10 protein-coding genes are annotated in these 17,425 nt (G+C 59.6%); 6 read left to right on the top strand and 4 right to left on the bottom strand.

Going from position 1 to position 17,425, the window contains the following annotated elements; all coding sequences use genetic code 11:
• The first annotated feature begins 197 nt into the window (after positions 1-197).
• From CCX46_RS20675 to CCX46_RS20660, 4 genes are all read left to right on the top strand, one after another.
• A complete protein-coding gene (locus CCX46_RS20675; RefSeq protein ID WP_007910473.1) occupies positions 198-905 on the top strand; it encodes a TetR/AcrR family transcriptional regulator in 708 nt (235 codons plus the stop codon).
• Between the two features lie 158 nt (positions 906-1,063).
• Entirely contained in the window at positions 1,064-2,074 is a 1,011-nt protein-coding gene (gene nagZ / locus CCX46_RS20670; protein WP_127929153.1) for a beta-N-acetylhexosaminidase, read from the top strand.
• 10 nt (positions 2,075-2,084) lie between these two features.
• Positions 2,085-2,822 (top strand): S-methyl-5'-thioinosine phosphorylase, encoded by a 738-nt coding sequence (locus CCX46_RS20665; RefSeq protein ID WP_127929152.1) that lies wholly within the window; start codon positions 2,085-2,087, stop codon positions 2,820-2,822.
• A 9-nt stretch (positions 2,823-2,831) separates the two neighbouring features.
• On the top strand, positions 2,832-6,125 hold the full coding sequence (locus CCX46_RS20660; protein ID WP_127929151.1) for a DEAD/DEAH box helicase: 3,294 nt from the start codon (positions 2,832-2,834) through the stop codon (positions 6,123-6,125).
• Positions 6,126-6,250: 125 nt separating this feature from the next.
• On the opposite strand, the gene CCX46_RS20655 is transcribed toward CCX46_RS20660, so the two are convergent.
• From CCX46_RS20655 to mfd, 3 genes are read right to left on the bottom strand one after another with little or no spacing between them, the layout of a single operon-like run.
• Positions 6,251-8,941 carry a DEAD/DEAH box helicase gene (locus CCX46_RS20655; RefSeq protein ID WP_127929150.1) on the bottom strand — a complete coding sequence of 897 codons (2,691 nt, stop codon included), beginning with the start codon at positions 8,939-8,941 and terminating at the stop codon, positions 6,251-6,253.
• Positions 8,942-8,952: 11 nt separating this feature from the next.
• Positions 8,953-9,519, bottom strand: coding sequence for a CsiV family protein (locus CCX46_RS20650; RefSeq protein WP_127929149.1), 567 nt, complete (start codon positions 9,517-9,519; stop codon positions 8,953-8,955).
• 10 nt (positions 9,520-9,529) lie between these two features.
• Positions 9,530-12,979 carry a transcription-repair coupling factor gene (gene mfd / locus CCX46_RS20645; RefSeq protein WP_127929148.1) on the bottom strand — a complete coding sequence of 1,150 codons (3,450 nt, stop codon included), beginning with the start codon at positions 12,977-12,979 and terminating at the stop codon, positions 9,530-9,532.
• Positions 12,980-13,333: 354 nt separating this feature from the next.
• On the opposite strand from mfd, the gene CCX46_RS20640 reads away from it, so the two are divergent.
• The gene (locus CCX46_RS20640; protein WP_016986741.1) at positions 13,334-14,797 is read left to right on the top strand and encodes a glyceraldehyde-3-phosphate dehydrogenase; all 1,464 of its coding nucleotides are present in this window, start codon (positions 13,334-13,336) and stop codon (positions 14,795-14,797) included.
• A gap of 170 nt (positions 14,798-14,967) precedes the next feature.
• Here CCX46_RS20640 and tcuC read toward each other — a convergent pair whose 3' ends face one another.
• Positions 14,968-16,269: an MFS transporter gene (tcuC, locus tag CCX46_RS20635; protein ID WP_127929147.1), complete on the bottom strand. Its 1,302-nt coding sequence runs from the start codon at positions 16,267-16,269 to the stop codon at positions 14,968-14,970.
• A 162-nt stretch (positions 16,270-16,431) separates the two neighbouring features.
• On the opposite strand from tcuC, the gene CCX46_RS20630 reads away from it, so the two are divergent.
• Positions 16,432-17,376, top strand: coding sequence for an FAD:protein FMN transferase (locus CCX46_RS20630; RefSeq protein WP_224790131.1), 945 nt, complete (start codon positions 16,432-16,434; stop codon positions 17,374-17,376).
• The last annotated feature ends 49 nt before the right edge of the window (positions 17,377-17,425 follow it).

Raw genomic sequence — 17,425 nt, 5'->3', positions numbered from 1 at the left:
GGATTATATACAGTGAAGCGCCCTTGGCAATGCCCGTTTTTTTGTCGGCCGCCAGACGGTCGGCAGCCTTGCTTATTAATGCATCGGTCTTGTGTGGTTAAATAGCTGACCGACCATTCCCAAAACGAACCGGCAGGCTTGACAAGGCACAGGCTGAAACGTATGTTTCAAACAAGTGTTTGTCAGGCGGAGTAGTCATGGCCCAGTCGGAAACCGTTGAACGCATTCTTGATGCTGCCGAGCAGTTGTTCGCGGAGAAAGGTTTCGCTGAAACCTCATTGCGTTTGATCACCAGCAAGGCTGGCGTCAACCTGGCAGCAGTGAACTATCATTTCGGTTCGAAGAAAGCCCTGATCCAGGCGGTTTTTTCGCGCTTCCTCGGCCCGTTCTGCATCAGCCTCGACAAAGAGCTGGAGCGGCGTCAGGCCAAGCCTGAAAACAAGCCAACCCTAGAAGAGCTGCTGGAAATCCTTGTCGAACAGGCTCTCGTGGTTCAGCCACGCAGCGGCAACGACCTGTCGATCTTCATGCGTTTGCTCGGCCTCGCGTTCAGCCAGAGCCAGGGCCACTTGCGTCGTTATCTGGAAGACATGTACGGCAAGGTTTTCCGTCGCTACATGTTGCTGGTCAACGAAGCCGCACCACGCATTCCGCCGATCGAGCTGTTCTGGCGCGTGCACTTCATGCTCGGTGCTGCCGCGTTCAGCATGTCCGGGATCAAGGCTTTGCGGGCGATCGCCGAGACGGATTTCGGCGTCAACACCTCCATCGAGCAAGTGATGCGCCTGATGGTGCCGTTCCTCGCTGCCGGCATGCGTGCCGAGACCGGTGTCACCGACGCGGCGATGGCTACTGCACAACTGCGTCCGCGCAGCAAATCAACGCCGGTCGCCGCCAAGGTTTAACCGCGCACGGGTGGGCGTGGCAGCTTGTATCCGCTAAGCTAGCCGCCCATGCCGACTCACGTTCTGAACCCGATCCTCATAGAAATTGCCGACCTGCCGAGCATGGCTCACGGTAGCGATTTCCTGCGGGTCGGGTTTTTCGTTTTCAAGGAATCTCTATGACTGCTGGCCTGCAAGGCTCGTTGATGGTGGACGTCGCCGGTACCTGGCTGACGGCTGAAGATCGCCAATTGTTGCGTCAGCCCGAAGTGGGCGGCCTGATCATTTTCGCGCGCAACATCGAGCATCCGCGCCAGGTGCGTGAGCTCAGTGCGTCGATTCGCGCGATTCGCCCGGATCTGCTGCTGGCGGTGGATCAAGAGGGTGGTCGCGTGCAGCGTCTGCGTCAGGGCTTCGTGCGTCTGCCGGCCATGCGCGCCATCGCCGACAACCCGAATGCTGAATACCTCGCCGAGCAATGCGGCTGGATCATGGCCACCGAAGTGCTGGCGGTCGGGCTCGACCTGAGCTTCGCCCCGGTGCTTGATCTGGATTACCAGCGCAGTGCCGTGGTTGGCACTCGTTCGTTCGAAGGTGATCCCGAGCGCGCTGCGGTGCTCGCCGGTGCATTCATTCGCGGCATGAACAGCGCCGGGATGGCCGCCACTGGCAAGCATTTCCCTGGCCACGGCTGGGCTGAAGCAGACTCTCATGTCGCGATTCCAAACGACGAGCGCAGCCTCGACGAGATCCGCGCCAACGATCTCGTACCCTTCGCCAAACTCAGCAAACAATTGGCCGCGATCATGCCGGCGCACGTCATCTATCCGCAGGTCGATTCGCAGCCAGCCGGCTTCTCTCGCCGCTGGTTACAGGACATCCTGCGCGGCGAATTGCAATTCGACGGCGTGATCTTCAGCGACGATCTGTCGATGGCCGGCGCCCACGTGGTTGGCGATGCCGCCAGCCGCATCGAAGCCGCTTTGACTGCCGGTTGCGACATGGGCCTGGTGTGCAACGACCGCGCCGCTGCCGAACTGGCCCTGAGCGCCGCACAACGCATGAAGGTCAAGCCGTCCGCGCGCATCGCGCGCATGCGCGGCCAGGCATTCGCCAGTACTGATTACCGGCAGGATCCGCGCTGGCTCACCGCCATCGGCGCGCTCAAAGACGCTCAATTGATCGATTAAGGATTTTGCTATGACGGTTTACGCAATCATCGGTGGCACCGGCCTGACCCAACTCGAAGGCTTGACCATTCGCCAATCGCTGGCGGTGGACACGCCCTACGGCGCGCCATCGGCCGACGTGCAAATTGGCGAATACGCAGGCAAGGAAGTGCTGTTCCTCGCCCGTCATGGCCACCCGCATCGTTTTCCGCCGCACAAGGTCAACTATCGCGCCAACCTGTGGGCGCTGAAGCAGGCCGGTGCCGAGGCAATCATCGCGGTGAACGCCGTGGGCGGGATCCATTCGTCCATGGGCACCGGGCACTTCTGCGTGCCGCACCAGATCGTCGACTACACCAGCGGCCGCGAGCACACCTTTTTCGCCGATGATCTGGAGCACGTCACCCACATCGACTTCAGCTTTCCCTACAGCGAACCGCTGCGTCAGCAATTGATCGCCGCTGTGGCCGCCGAAGGTTGCGAGTACAGCGATCAGGGCGTGTATGCCTGCACCCAGGGCCCGCGTCTGGAAACGGTCGCCGAGATCGTGCGTCTTGAGCGTGATGGCTGTGACATCGTCGGCATGACCGGTATGCCGGAAGCGGCACTGGCCCGCGAGCTGGATCTGGATTATGCCTGTCTGGCACTGGTGGTGAACCCGGCAGCGGGCAAGACCACCGAAGTGATCACCATGGCCGAGATCGAGCAGGCCTTGCATGACGGCATGGGCAAGGTGAAGTCGGCATTGGCGCGGGTGTTGGCCGGCTAAGGGCTGCCCATGAGCATTTTCATCGAACAGCTCAAGTCGTTGGCCTGGACTCAGGCATTCAGTAGCAAGGCGCTGGCCAAGGCTCGCGCTTATGCCGCCGAGGACCGGGTAGAGATCATCGAAATCAATGACAGAAAGATCGAGGCGTTCTGCGTCGGTTCGGAAAGTCAGGCATATGAACAAAGCATTTACCTGTCCGAAGATCGGCTGGGTTCCGTCAACTTGCGTTGCTTGTGCAGCTGTCCTGTCGTAATCGACTGCAAGCATTGCGCTGCGGTGCTCTATCACCTGCAGGGCAGTGCTGATGATGCGTCTGAAAGTGACGCACAGATCCCGTTGGGTCGGGCGCTGGAACATTGGCTTTCGACCATCCCCGTTCCGGCCAAGCCTGCTGAAGAAGGCGCGCAAACCGCAGGCACGCGCCTGTTTTACAAGCTCAAGCCAACGCCTGTGAGCGGCAAGTGGCTGCTCGATATTTTCAAGGTTTCCCAGCTCAAGAGCGGCGAGTTACGCGAAGTCAAACCGATGTATTCGCTAGCGGAAATGCTCATGCGTCAGCCCGGCTACCTGTCCGAGCTGGATCTGCGCGTTGCCAGGCTGCTGGTTGCCATGCACTCTCACCACGCCTATTACAGCGGCTATCCGCTGGAAGGCAGCAGCGGCGCCGAACTGCTGGAAATGCTCCTGCGCACCTCGCGGCTGTTCCTCGATTTCGAGGATCTGCGACCGTTGGTGCTGGGCGCGAAGCGCATCGGCCAGTTCGCTTGGGCCGAGCAGGCTGACGGCGGGTTCCGTGCACAGTGGAGCAGTGCCGAGGCTGCGCAGGAAACTGTGCTGGCGCTGGAGCCGCTTTATTACCTGGATCGTGAACAGCGGCAGATTGGCCCTCTGTTCAATGAGCTGGAAGAAAAACTGGCCAGCCATTTGACTCTGGCGCCGGACATTCCGGCGCGTCAGGCCATGCAGTTCAGCCATCGCATGAGCACGGCAACGAGAATCCCGCCGCCCCACCAATTGACCGAACGAGTCATCGACGACGTACTTCCACAGCCGCAACTCACCCTCGTCAGCGGTCGGGAGCGCTCGCGCTGGGAATACATTCTCGAGCACCGCGCCGCCCTGGTGTTTACCTACAACGGCCAGCCCACGGTGGATCGCAACCCGGAAGTAATGATCCTCAACGGTACCGAAACCCAGCGCATTCAACGCCAGCCTGCGGTGGAAAAGAAACTGCGCCAGATCCTGCAAAAGCTCGGTTTCAAAAAAGCCACGCGCAAGAGCTCGCTGGATCGTCCCGGCGAGATGTTCACGTTGCCGGATGATTCCGCCTGGCTCGGGTTTATGCACGAAGGGCTTGCCACGTTGCGCGCCTCGAACTGGGAAGTGGAGATGAGTCCCGGCTTTCATTTCAATGTGCAACCGGTTGAGCATTGGTACGCCGAGGTCGAAGAAGAGGCTGGGCATCAGTGGTTTGACTTGCAGTTGGGTATCGTCGTCAATGGCCAGCGCTATAGTTTGCTACCAATCCTTCTGCACTTGTTGCGCACCCAGCCGCGCTTGCTTGACCCGGTCAATCTGGCACAACGCAGCGATGACGAAAAACTCCTGATCGAACTGAAACCCAGCGGTTTTGGCGACCCTTCAGGCGCCAAGGTGGCGCTGCCGCTGAGTCGGGTCAAACCGCTGATGGCCACGCTGGGCGAGTTGTACCTGGGCGGTCATCAGGGCGATGCACTGCGCTTGAGTGTCCCGGATGCCGCGCGCTTGAGTATGCTCGATGGCGTACCGCTGGATTGGCAAGGTGGCGAGCGGCTGCGCACCTTTGCCAAGCGCCTGCAGAATTCCAGTCACTCCCACGTCGCTGCGCCGGCCGGCCTTAACGCGCAACTGCGCCCGTATCAGCTCGAAGGGCTGAACTGGATGCAGACCCTGCGCGAGCTTGAGGTCGGCGGCATTCTGGGCGATGACATGGGGCTGGGCAAAACGCTGCAAACCTTGGCGCATCTGCTCACGGAAAAACACGCCGGTCGCCTTGATTGTCCGGCTCTGGCGGTGATGCCGACCAGCCTGATTCCCAACTGGCTCGACGAGGCCGAGCGTTTCACTCCCCAGTTGAAAGTATTGGCGCTGCACGGCTCGGGTCGGCAAAAGGATTTCGCTGATCTGGCTGAGTACGATCTGGTGCTGACCACTTACGCGTTGCTGCCGAGGGATCTGGAGACCTTGCAGCCGCAGACGTGGAGCGTGCTGATTCTCGACGAAGCGCAGAACATCAAGAACCCGCTCAGCAAAGCCGCGCAGGCCGCACGCGACTTGCAGGCCCGTCAGCGCTTGTGCCTGAGCGGCACGCCATTGGAAAACCACTTGGGCGAGCTTTGGTCGCAGTTTCATTTCCTCATGCCCGGTTGGCTCGGCGACAGCAAGTCCTTCAATCGCGATTACCGCACGCCAATCGAGAAGCACGGCAATGTTCAGCGCATGCAGCACCTGACCGCGCGCATCAAGCCGTTTTTGCTGCGCCGCAAAAAGGACCAGGTCGCCACCGAGCTGCCACCGAAAACCGAAATCGTGCATTGGGTGGATCTCAGCGACGGCCAACGCGATGTCTATGAAACGGTTCGCGTGGCGATGGACAAAAAAGTCCGCGACGAAATTGCCCGCAGTGGCGTGGCTCGCAGTCAGATCATCATTCTCGATGCCTTGCTCAAGCTGCGGCAGGTCTGTTGCGATTTGCGCCTGATCAAGATGCCGATGACAGCAAAGGCACTGCGTTCCGGCAGTGGCAAGTTGGTCAGCTTGATGGAGATGCTTGAAGAGCTGCTCGGCGAAGGTCGTCGGATCCTGTTGTTTTCGCAGTTCACCTCGATGCTCGCGTTGATCGAGCAAGAGTTGCAGCAACGTGACATTGCCTATTCGCTGCTGACCGGTGATACCACGGACCGTCGCACACCGGTGAAGGATTTTCAGGGCGGCAAGGTGCCGTTGTTTCTAATCAGTCTGAAGGCCGGGGGGACCGGTTTGAACCTGACCGCTGCGGACACAGTGATCCACTTCGACCCTTGGTGGAACCCGGCAGTGGAGAATCAGGCAACCGATCGTGCGTATCGAATCGGGCAAAACAACCCGGTGTTCGTTTACAAGCTGATCGCTCGCGGCACGGTAGAGGAAAAAATACAGGCGTTGCAGCAGGAGAAAGCCGCGCTGGCCGGGGCGGTGCTTGAAGGCGGGACGACGGGTGGCTGGAAGCTGGAGCAGAGTGACATCGAGGCGCTGTTTGCACCGTTGCCGGTTTTCAAGGATTGAGCTTGGGTTTTAACCGTTAGACCGAGGCGCCCTATTCGCGAGCAGGCTCGCTCCCACATGGGAAATGCATTCCAACTGTGGGAGCGAGCCTGCTCGCGAAAGCTATTTAACAGGCGACAAATATCTCAACGCTTGTCGAGCTTGTCCGGCAACGGCGCAAACAACGCCTCAATATCATCACTCTGCAACTTCCAGTCCCCGGCCTTGCGCCCATCCAGCACGCCTGCCGCCAAGTCGGATTTTTCCTTTTGCAGGTGCTGAATCTTCTCTTCCACCGTGCCCCGGGCAATCATCTTGTAGACAAACACCGGCTTTTCCTGACCGATCCGGTACGCGCGATCGGTTGCCTGATTTTCCGTCGCCGGGTTCCACCACGGATCGTAGTGAATCACCGTATCCGCCTCAGTCAGGTTCAAGCCGACGCCACCAGCCTTCAGGCTGATGAGAAAGATCTGACGCTTGCCGCTCTGGAATTCCTTCACCGGCGTGCGTCGATCACGGGTCTGGCCGGTCAGTAGCGCGTAGGACACGTTACGTTTTTTCAGCTCTTCCTCGATCAACGACAGCATCGACGTGAATTGCGAGAACAGCAGAATCCTGCGTCCTTCCTCGAACAACTCTTCAAGCATTTCCATCAGGTTGTCGAGCTTGCCCGAGGTGCTGCCGCGAGCGGGCAGGGTGGCGTCGTTGACCAGACGCAGATCGCAGCAAACCTGACGCAGCTTGAGCAGCGCCTCAAGAATGATGATCTGACTGCGCGCCACGCCTTTGCGGGTGATCTCGTCGCGGACTTTCTTGTCCATCGCCAAACGCATGGTTTCGTACACATCGCGCTGCGCTTCGTTGAGATCGACCCAATGGATGATCTCGGTTTTCGGCGGCAACTCGGTAGCCACCTGTTCCTTGGTCCGGCGCAGCAGAAACGGTTTTATCCTACCGTTCAAGTGCTGAAGTCTGACTTCGCTGCCGCGCTTTTCAATCGGCACGCGGTAATCGGCATTGAAGCTTTTCACGTCGCCGAGCCAGCCCGGCAGCAGGAAGTGAAACAGTGACCACAGCTCGCCCAAGTGGTTTTCCAGCGGTGTACCGCTGAGGCACAGGCGCTGGCGCGCATTCAACTCGCGAGCCGCTTGTGCGGCTTTGCTGTTGGGGTTCTTGATGTACTGCGCCTCGTCCAGCACCAACACATGCAGCGGCTGCTTGGCCAGACGCTCGACGTCTTTGGGCAGCAGTGCGTAAGTGGTGAGGATCAGGTCGTAATCCGCCAGATTGTCGAAGTGCTTTTTGCGAGTGGCGCCGTACAGCGCGACCACTTTCAGTTGCGGCGTGAAGTGCGCCGCCTCATCCAGCCAGTTCGGAATCAGGCTGGTCGGCATCACCACCATGCACGGCCGATCCAGGCGTCCGGCGTTTTTCTCGCTGAGAATATGCGCCAAGGTCTGTAGGGTTTTACCCAGGCCCATGTCATCCGCGAGAATCCCGCCAACCTCCAGTTGCCGTAGTGATTGCATCCAGCTCAAGCCTTCAAGCTGATACGGGCGCAGCGTCGCATTCAAGCCTTGCGGCGCTTCAACGCTGAAATCACGAATGTCGCGCAGGCGTTGAGCGAACGTGCGGATCTGCTCACCGCCCTCCCACAGCAGCGGCAGGCCTTCCAGCGAATTGAGGCGCGTGGCGTCGGCCTTGCTCAGGCGCAGGGTGGTTTCGCCCGGCTCCTGCAAATAGAACTCGCCGAGCGTCATCAATACCGGCTTCAGCCGACCCAGTGGCAACGCCACCTGCAGTGGCCCGTGCTCAATGTTGCGTTGCGGGACGTTGACCAGAATCAGCTCGTCATCGCGGCGGCGCGCGAGGCGTTCCGGGTTGAGGATTTCCGCGTGTGAGCGCATCAGGTTGAGCAGAATCGGCAGCAGGCTCAGGCGCTCACCGTTGACGATGATCCCCAGCTCCAGATCAAACCAGTCGCGATCCGGCACCTGTTCGACCGTGGCATACCAGTCATCCACGGCGGTCAGATCGAAGCCGAATTCCTCATCGATCTGCAGCTCCCAACCTTGGCTGCGCAGCTTCGGCAGTTCGTTGAGGGTGAACGTCAGCCAGGCGCTGTCATTGACCATCTCGTAGAGCTCGCCGGCACTTTCCGGCAGCGCTTTGCTCTGTCGCGTGGCGATGCGAAAGCCGAGGATTCTTAACTGTTCGCGGTAGGACTGTTCGACTTCCGGGTGACGTTTTATCCGCAGCGTCTGGGTTTCCTGACGAATCAGGATGTCGCTGTTCTTCTGCCCGCTGACGTATTCGTCGAGATAGCTGAACGACAGCGCCGCACGATGCTGGATGTAGCGCTGCATCTTGCCGTTGCGAGGTTCGAAAGCGCTGAACTCGACGCTGGCCAGCCACAGGCGCGGCATCGGCTGCACATTGTCGACCAGCACTTGCGGCGGTGCTTTCGGGCCACGGTTTTCCAGCACGGCCTGGAGTTTCTCCAGCAGCTCGGCGTCTTTGGCAGCGGCGGGGTAGTCGAGGGTTTCCTGGACTTTCAGCAAAACAGCGGCGCAGTGTTTGCAGTTGGTACGCACCGGGCAGGTGCAACCAGCGTCCACCAGCAACAAAGTGCCTTTGGCTGACTCGCGCAAATGAATGGTCTGACGGTAAACGTTACCGCCAGAGCCTTCGCAACTGGCGGTAATCGTTGCATCGCCGACCTGGGCGATACGTACCCGGTTTTCCACGGCGTAGCGGCGGCCACGCTCCAGGCTCTGTTCCTTGAATCGGCTGACCCATGAGGGCGCCAACGGTTTACTCAGCGGCGGGTTCATAAGGACTTCGATCAGTCCGGAATCGCTTCAGGCGCTTCCCGTGGCGCAGGCGCGGTCAGGGAAGTGATCTTGATCAGCAGGGCCAGATGGCCGTTGTCGAGATAGTTGAGCTGGCCATTCTTGGTGTGGCTGTCCTGCTTCAGGCGCTCACTGGCGGTGACCAGGCCATTGGCGTCGATCTGATTGACCCAGAAGTCGGCGTTCACATCGGTGAAGCGCCCGAGCTTCATCTCCAGCGTGCCCTCGATCGGGAACTGACCGAATTGCTCCTGGCCGTCGCTGACGGCCACTTTGGCTGGCGTCTCACCGAGGGTTTGCTGCCAGGCCTTGTGCATCAAGACTGTGTAGTCGCCGCTGGCGGTGAGCTTGGTGACGACGTCATTCAGCGCAGGTGTGCGCTGGCTGTCATCGGCCAGGCGCTGGGCGCCAGCGGCCCAGTCTTCCGGCGCGGCACGGCTGACGATCGCTGGCACGGCGTTCTGGCGAACCAGAATCATCTCGACCTGATACAGGTCATCGGCAAACGCCGTAGGCGCTACCAGGGTCAGCAGCAAAGTCAGCGAACGAAACAGGCGCATTGGGCGTCCTTCAAACAGATTTCGGGAGGAGGCGCTCAAACAGCGCCTCTACAGTATTAAAGCGCTCTTCCGGACGTTCCATCGGTACCTGGAACTTGAACATCGTCGCACCTTCGAATTTGTAGCGTTTTGGCTGGCTCTGGATCAGCTTGATCAGCGTCATCGGATCGACCGGCGTCTGGGCTTCGAACTCGATACGTCCACCTTGCGGGCCGCCATCGACCTTCTTGATGCCCAACTGCTCGGCCTGCAACTTCAATGCAGTGATGCGCACCAGATTTTTCGTCGGTTCCGGCAGCAGACCGAAACGGTCGATCATCTCGACTTGCAGATCCTTCAGGCCTTCCTCGTCGGTGGCCGAGGCAATGCGCTTGTACAGAATCAGGCGCGCGTGAACGTCCGGCAGATAGTCTTCCGGAATCAGCGCCGGCACCCGCAGGTTGACTTCCGGGCCTCCGCCCAGCGGTTGATCGAGGTTCGGTTGTTCGCCCTTGCGGATCGACTTCACCGCGCGCTCAAGCATTTCCATATACAGCGTGAAACCGACGGCTTGAATCTGCCCGCTCTGGCCGTCGCCGAGCAATTCGCCGGCACCACGGATTTCCAGGTCGTTGGTCGCGAGCACGAAACCGGCGCCGAGATCCTGCGTATTGGCAATCGCTTCCAGACGCTTTTCCGCGTCCGAAGTGATTTGCTGGCGCGGCGGCGTCAGCAGGTAAGCGTAAGCCTGGTGGTGACTGCGGCCAACGCGACCGCGCAACTGGTGCAGTTGCGCCAGACCGAACTTGTCGGCGCGCTCGATGATGATGGTGTTGGCGCTCGGCACGTCGATGCCGGTCTCGATGATGGTCGAGGCGATCAGCACGTTGAAGCGCTTGTGATAGAAGTCGCTCATCACCTGTTCGAGTTCGCGCTCGCGCATCTGCCCGTGACCGATGCCGATACGCGCTTCCGGCACCAGTTCGGCGAGATCGGCGGCGCACTTCTCGATGGTTTTCACATCGTTATGCAGGTAGTAAACCTGGCCGCCACGCAGCAGTTCGCGGAGCAGGGCCTCTTTGACCGTGCTCTTGTTCTGCTCCATGACGAAGGTGCGCACCGACAGGCGTCGCGCCGGCGGCGTGGCGATGATCGACAGGTCGCGCATGCCCGACACCGCCATGTTCAACGTGCGCGGAATCGGCGTGGCGGTCAGGGTCAGAATGTCGACTTCACTGCGCAGGGCCTTGAGCTGTTCTTTCTGGCGGACACCGAAGCGGTGTTCTTCGTCGATGATCACCAGCCCGAGGTTTTTGATTTTTACATCGTCGGACAGCAGCTTGTGCGTGCCGATGACGATGTCGATCTTGCCTTCCGCGAGATCGGCGATCGCCGCATTCACTTCCTTGGCCGACTTGAAGCGGCTCATCACTTCCACAGTCACCGGCCAGTCGGCGAAGCGATCACGGAAGCTGTTGTAGTGCTGCTGGGCGAGCAGGGTGGTCGGTACCAGAATCGCCACTTGACGACCGCCATGCACAGCGATGAACGCCGCGCGCATGGCCACTTCGGTCTTGCCGAAACCGACGTCACCGCAGACCAGTCGATCCATCGGTTTCGGCGCGAGCATGTCTTCGCGCACGGCTTCGATGGTCGATTGCTGATCCGGGGTTTCTTCGAACGGGAAACCGGCGCTGAACGTCGCGTAATCGGCTTTCGGGTCGGCGAACGCGTAGCCTTCGCGAGCGGCACGACGGGCATAGATGTCGAGCAGTTCAGCGGCGACATCGCGCACCTGTTCGGCGGCTTTGCGCTTGGCTTTCTGCCAAACCTCGGAGCCGAGGCGGTGCAGCGGGGCCAGGGCGTCGTCGCTGCCGGTGTAGCGCGCAATCAAATGCAGGTTGGCCACCGGCACGTAAAGCTTGGCGTTCTCGGCGTATTCGAGGGTGAGGAATTCGGCTGCCTGATTGTCGATTTCCAGAATGGTCAGGCCCAGATAGCGGCCGACACCGTGATCGATGTGCACCACCGGCGCGCCTTCGCGCAGCTCGGTGAGGTTCTTGATCACCGCATCGTTATTGCCGTCGGCACGCTTCTCGCGGCGGCGACGTTGCATCACGCGTTGGCCGAACAGCGGACTTTCCGCGACCAGTGCCAGCGCCGGGTCATCCAGCATCAGGCCTTCGTCGAGCGGGGCAATGGTGATCGCCAGGCGATCCTTGCTCGCGACGAAGTCTGGCCAGCTGTCGACGGTTTTCGGCCGCAGCTTCAGGCGCTCCAGTAACTCCAGCAGCACTTCGCGACGGCCGGCGGATTCGGCGGTGAACAGCACGCGTCCGGGGAATTCATTGAGGAAGGCGGAAAGCGCGGCCAGCGGTTGCGTGGCTTTGGCTTCAATCGCCAGATTCGGCAGTGCTTGTGCAGGAAAGCGCTCACGGCCGATGCCGGTTTCCACGTCTTGCTGGCTGGCGACCACACGTGGCCAGCTCTTCAAGCGAGCGAAGCAATCTTCCACCGGCAGGAACAATTCCGCCGGTGGCAATAATGGACGTGAAGGATCGACGCGACGTTCTTCGTAACGATTGCGCACGTCGTTCCAGAAATTCTCCGCTGCTTGCTCGATGCCCGGCAACGAGAACACTTGGGTGTCTTGCGGCAGATAATCGAACAGCGTCGAGGTTTCGTCGAAGAACAGCGGCAGGTAGTACTCGATGCCGGCCGGGGTAATCCCGCTGCTCAGATCCTGAAAAATCGGGCAGCGACGGAAGTCGACGTCGAAACGCTCGCGGAAGCGCGCCTTGAAGCGGGTCACCGCGTCTTTTTGCAGCGGAAACTCGCGGGCCGGCAGCAGCTTGACCGACTCGACCTTGTCGATGGAGCGCTGGTTTTCCGGATCGAAGGTGCGCAGGGTTTCGATTTCATCGTCGAACAAGTCGATGCGATACGGCAGTTTGCTGCCCATCGGGAACAGGTCGATCAACGCACCGCGTACGGTGAACTCGCCGTGTTCATAAACCGTGTCGACGTAGCGATAGCCGCTGGCTTCGAGGCGCGCACGCATCTGTTCAACGTCGAGCTTCTGGCCGACATCCAGCACCAGACTGCTGCCGAGCAGGAATTTGGTCGGCGCCAAGCGATGCAATGCCGTGGTAATCGGCACCACCAGCACGCCGTGGGCCAACTCCGGCAGCCTATATAGGCTGGCGATGCGTTGGGAAATGATGTCCTGGTGCGGCGAGAACAGGTCGTACGGCAGGGTTTCCCAGTCAGGGAAATGCAGCACGGGCAAATCCGGGGCGAAGAAACTCAGCTCCTGTTCCAGTCGTTCAGCGCTCTGGCTGTCGGCGGTCAGTAGCAGGGTGAAGCGCTTGGCAGCGCTGGCAGCCTCGGCAATCGCCAGGCTGAGGGCAGCACCGGGCAAATTGCCCCAATGCTGTTTACCTGCCTCGGCAGGGAGTAGCGGTAGACGCAGAACGGGCACGGAAGGTTGAGCTCCAGGCTTTGCGACAAAGTCGGTAATTGTAGCGGCGTCGGGTGCCGCCTGTCAGTTGCAGACTACGTCTATCTTCGCTGTTTGGACGAAATGTAGTGGTAACCATAAAAAGCAGGCGTTTTTTTGTGGTTATGTAGTGCCGAAAGTGGCTGGTGTTACGGAGGGTTACAGACATCGTCTAACAGTCGTCGAAAAATTGACTGCGCTGAAAGCCCCGGTTTTACTGGGCTTGAGAGGGGCGTAATTTTTTTGAACGGAATTTTGTTACCGATTTCGCGACAAGCGCGCATTGCTACAGGAGGTTGTCAGCGGCATAATGTAGCCCCTTTTTTCTGCCCCTACATGTGGAAGGTTACCGTGACTCAGAAGCCCGACCAGTGTCTTGGTGAATGGATCGACCGTGAAGCACTCGCAGAAGCGATGATTCCGCTTATCGGTCAGCTCTACCGCAATAACAACGTGGTGAGCTCGATCTATGGCCGCAGCCTGATCAACCAGTCTGTCATCGCGATTCTCAAAGCTCACCGCTTTGCTCGCCACCGTTCTTCCGACGACAGCGAACTCTCCGTCCACGAAACATTCCCACTGCTCAAAGCCATGAGCGAGCTAAAGCTCGGCGCGGCTTCGGTGGATCTGGGCAAGTTGGCGTTCAAATTCCGTAACGAAGGCAATGGCCGCAGCGCCGAGCAGTTCGTTCGTGAAGAAATGGCTGACGTGGTTGGCCAGCAAAACGCTTCCGCACGTAAAGGCACTGACGTTGTGCTGTACGGCTTCGGTCGTATCGGCCGTCTGCTGGCGCGCATCCTGATCGAAAAAACCGGTGGTGGCGACGGCCTGCGTCTGCGTGCCATCGTCGTGCGCAAAGGCGCCGAAAACGACCTGACCAAACGCGCCAGCCTGCTGCGTCGCGACTCGGTACACGGTTCGTTCAACGGCACCATTACCATCGACGAAGAAAACAACACCATCACCGCCAACGGTAACCTGATCCAGGTCATCTACGCGAAGAACCCGACTGAAGTGGATTACACCCAGTACGGCATCAAAGACGCGCTGCTGGTGGACAACACCGGTGTATGGCGTGACGCCGATGGCCTGGGTCAGCACTTGCAGTGCCCGGGTATCGACCGCGTTGTTCTGACCGCGCCTGGCAAGGGCAAGCTGAAGAACATCGTGCACGGCATCAACCACGGTGAAATCACCGCTGACGACAAGATCGTGTCCGCCGCTTCCTGCACCACCAACGCCATCGTGCCGGTGCTGAAAGCAGTCAATGACAAGTTCGGCATCATCAACGGTCACGTCGAAACCGTTCACTCGTACACCAACGACCAGAACCTGATCGACAACTTCCACAAGGGCGATCGCCGTGGTCGTAGCGCCGCGCTGAACATGGTGATCACCGAGACCGGTGCTGCCACCGCTGCTGCCAAGGCCCTGCCTGAGCTGGCCGGCAAGCTGACCGGTAACGCGATCCGTGTTCCGACGCCGAACGTGTCGATGGCCATTCTCAACCTCAACCTTGAGAAAGCCGCCACCCGTGAAGAGATGAACGAGTACCTGCGCTACATGGCGCTGCACTCCGATCTGCACAAGCAAATCGACTTCGTCAATTCGCAGGAAGTGGTTTCGACTGACTTCGTCGGCTCGCGCCACGCCGGTGTGGTCGACGCTGAAGCGACCATCGTTCAGGACAACCGCGTTGTTCTGTACGTCTGGTACGACAACGAGTTCGGTTACAGCTGCCAGGTGATCCGCGTGATGGAAGACATGGCTGATGTGAATCCGCCAGCGTTCCCGCGCTAAGCGATAGCTGCACATGAAAACGCCCCGGCTTTGGTCGGGGCGTTTTTGTTTGTGTGCCTTTTAGAGCTGTGTTGTCAGTACCGGCCCCTTCGCGAGCAGGCTCGCTCCCACATTGGATCTGTGTCGCTCAGAAAATCCCCTGTGGGAGCGAGCTTGCTCGCGAAGGCGATTTATCGGGCGCCGCCGGGCACGGCTGCTTGAGCGGTGCGCAGCTCATGCTTGTTACCGTGGAACAGCACCAGCGTCGCAATCAGCCCCAACACCGCCGCGCCACTGAGCCAGATCCCCGGCGCAGCCTTGTTATCCAGCACATGAATCAGATACGTGCACGCCGCCGGGGTAAACCCGCCGAAGGTTGCCGTTGCCAGGCTGTAAGCCAGCGAGAACCCGGTAGTGCGCACTTCCACCGGCATGATCTCGGTCAGTGCCACCACCATCGCGCCGTTGTACGAGCCGTACAGGAACGACAACCACAACTCGACGATCAGCAAATGGCTGAAGCTCGGGTTCGCCACCAGCCACGACAGGGCAGGGTAGGCCGTGAGAATTGCCAGAATCGTCGCCGCCAGCAGTAGGGGTTTACGTCCGATCCTGTCAGACACTGAACCCATCACCGGCAACCAGAAGAAGTTCGACAGGCCGATGCACACCGTCACCAGCAACGCATCGAAGTCTGACAAGTGCAATTCAGCCTTGCCGAAGGTCGGGGTGTACGCGGTGATCAGGTAGAAAGACACCGTGGTCATCACCACCAGCGCCATACCGGCGATGACGATGCCGAAGTTCTGACCGATCGAGCGGACGATTTCCCGTAGGGTAGGGCGGTGTTTCCGCGCCTGGAATTCCGGCGTTTCCTCCAGTGAACGGCGAATGACGAAGATCACCGGCACAATCATGCAGCCGATCAGGAACGGCACGCGCCAGCCCCAATCGCCCATTTGTTCCGGGCTCAGCCAATGGTTGAGGCCGACGCCGAGCAATCCGGCGAAGACCACCGCCGCTTGCTGACTCGCAGACTGCCAACTGACGAAGAAGCCCTTGCGGCCCGGTGTGGCAATCTCAGCCAGATACACCGACACGCCACCCAGCTCCACGCCGGCCGAGAAGCCTTGCAGCAAACGGCCAAACAGTACGAGCAGCGGTGCGGCGACGCCGAGGGTGGCGTAGCCCGGCACGCAGGCAATCAGCACTGTACCGGCAGCCATCAGCGCGAGGGTGATGATCAGTCCTTGGCGACGACCATGGCGGTCAATGTAGGCGCCGAGGAAAATCGCTCCCAGCGGACGCATCAGGAAGCCAGCGCCAAAGGTCGCCAGCGCCAGCATCAGAGAAGCGAAGGCGCTGTCAGTCGGGAAGAAGGTTTTGGCGATGGCCGTGGCGTAAAAGCCATAGACCATGAAGTCGAACATTTCGAGGAAGTTGCCGCTGACAACGCGAAAGATCGCTTTGCCTTTGCCCGTGGTGGAGGACATGTTCAGGTACTCACTATTGGATTTTGTATAAAGATGTTGCAGATCCTTTAATTCATAATGGCCGTCGCGGTTTTGCAGGGAGATGAATAATTGTTCACTGGACGATGGCTTTGGCTTGTGGTGTTGGCAGGTCTTTTGGTGGGCTGCGGCAATGGCGATTCCATGGAGAATTTCGGTGGGCCGACCATGGGCAGCACGTATTCAATCAAGTACGTGCGTCACGCTGGCATGCCTGGGGTGAAGCAGGTTCGCAGTGAAGTGGAGGGCGTCCTCGGCGAAGTCGATCGGCAGTTGTCCACCTATCGCAATGATTCGGACATCGAGCGTTTCAACGCTTTGCCCGCGAACAGCTGTCAGAAAATGCCTGCATCGGTCCTTGAGTTGGTCCGCGTTGGCGAACAACTGTCAGTGCAAAGCGAAGGCTCCTACGACCTCACTGTCGAGCCGTTGATGAATCTGTGGGGATTCGGCCCGCAGGGGCGCGAAGGGAAAGTCCCAGGTGCCGACGCACTGGCCGAGGTGATGGCGCGCGTCGGTCATCAGCACTTGCACATCAATGGCGATCAGTTGTGCAAGGACGCCGCCGTCGAAGTCGACTTCAACAGCATCGCCGCCGGTTATGCCGTCGACACCATCGCGGCCAGGCTCGACGCGCTGGGCATCCACGATTACCTCGCTGAAGCCACGGGTGAGTTAAAGGCAAAGGGTCGCAAGCTTGACGGCTCATCGTGGCGCATCGCTCTGGAAGAGCCCCGCGACGATCAGCAGGTCGCCGAGCGCATCATCAATGTTGACGGCTACGGCGTTTCCACCTCCGGCGACTACCGTAACTATTTCCTGCAGGGCGGCCGGCGTTATTCCCACACCTTCGATGCGCGGACTGGCGCACCCGTCCTACACGATCTGGCGTCAGTCACGGTGATTCATCCTTCAGCCTTGATGGCCGATGGACTATCGACGCTGTTGCTGATTCTCGGCCCGGAAAGGGCTTGGGACTATGCCGAAAAACATGACATTGGTGCATTCTTTGTGATTCGTGCCGATACAGGTTTTGTCGTCCGTACCAACACGGCTTTCGAACGCCTCAGTGGCAAGAAAACTGACTGAGAACAATACGAAAGCTGGCGTTGTAGTGCAGGCAAAAGTAGCCTACGAC

Origin of the sequence: Pseudomonas sp. RU47 (assembly GCF_004011755.1) — a bacterium.
Lineage (GTDB): Bacteria > Pseudomonadota > Gammaproteobacteria > Pseudomonadales > Pseudomonadaceae > Aquipseudomonas.
The sequence above is the reverse complement of the archived record's forward strand: the minus strand, read 5'-3'. Positions and strand labels throughout refer to the sequence as shown.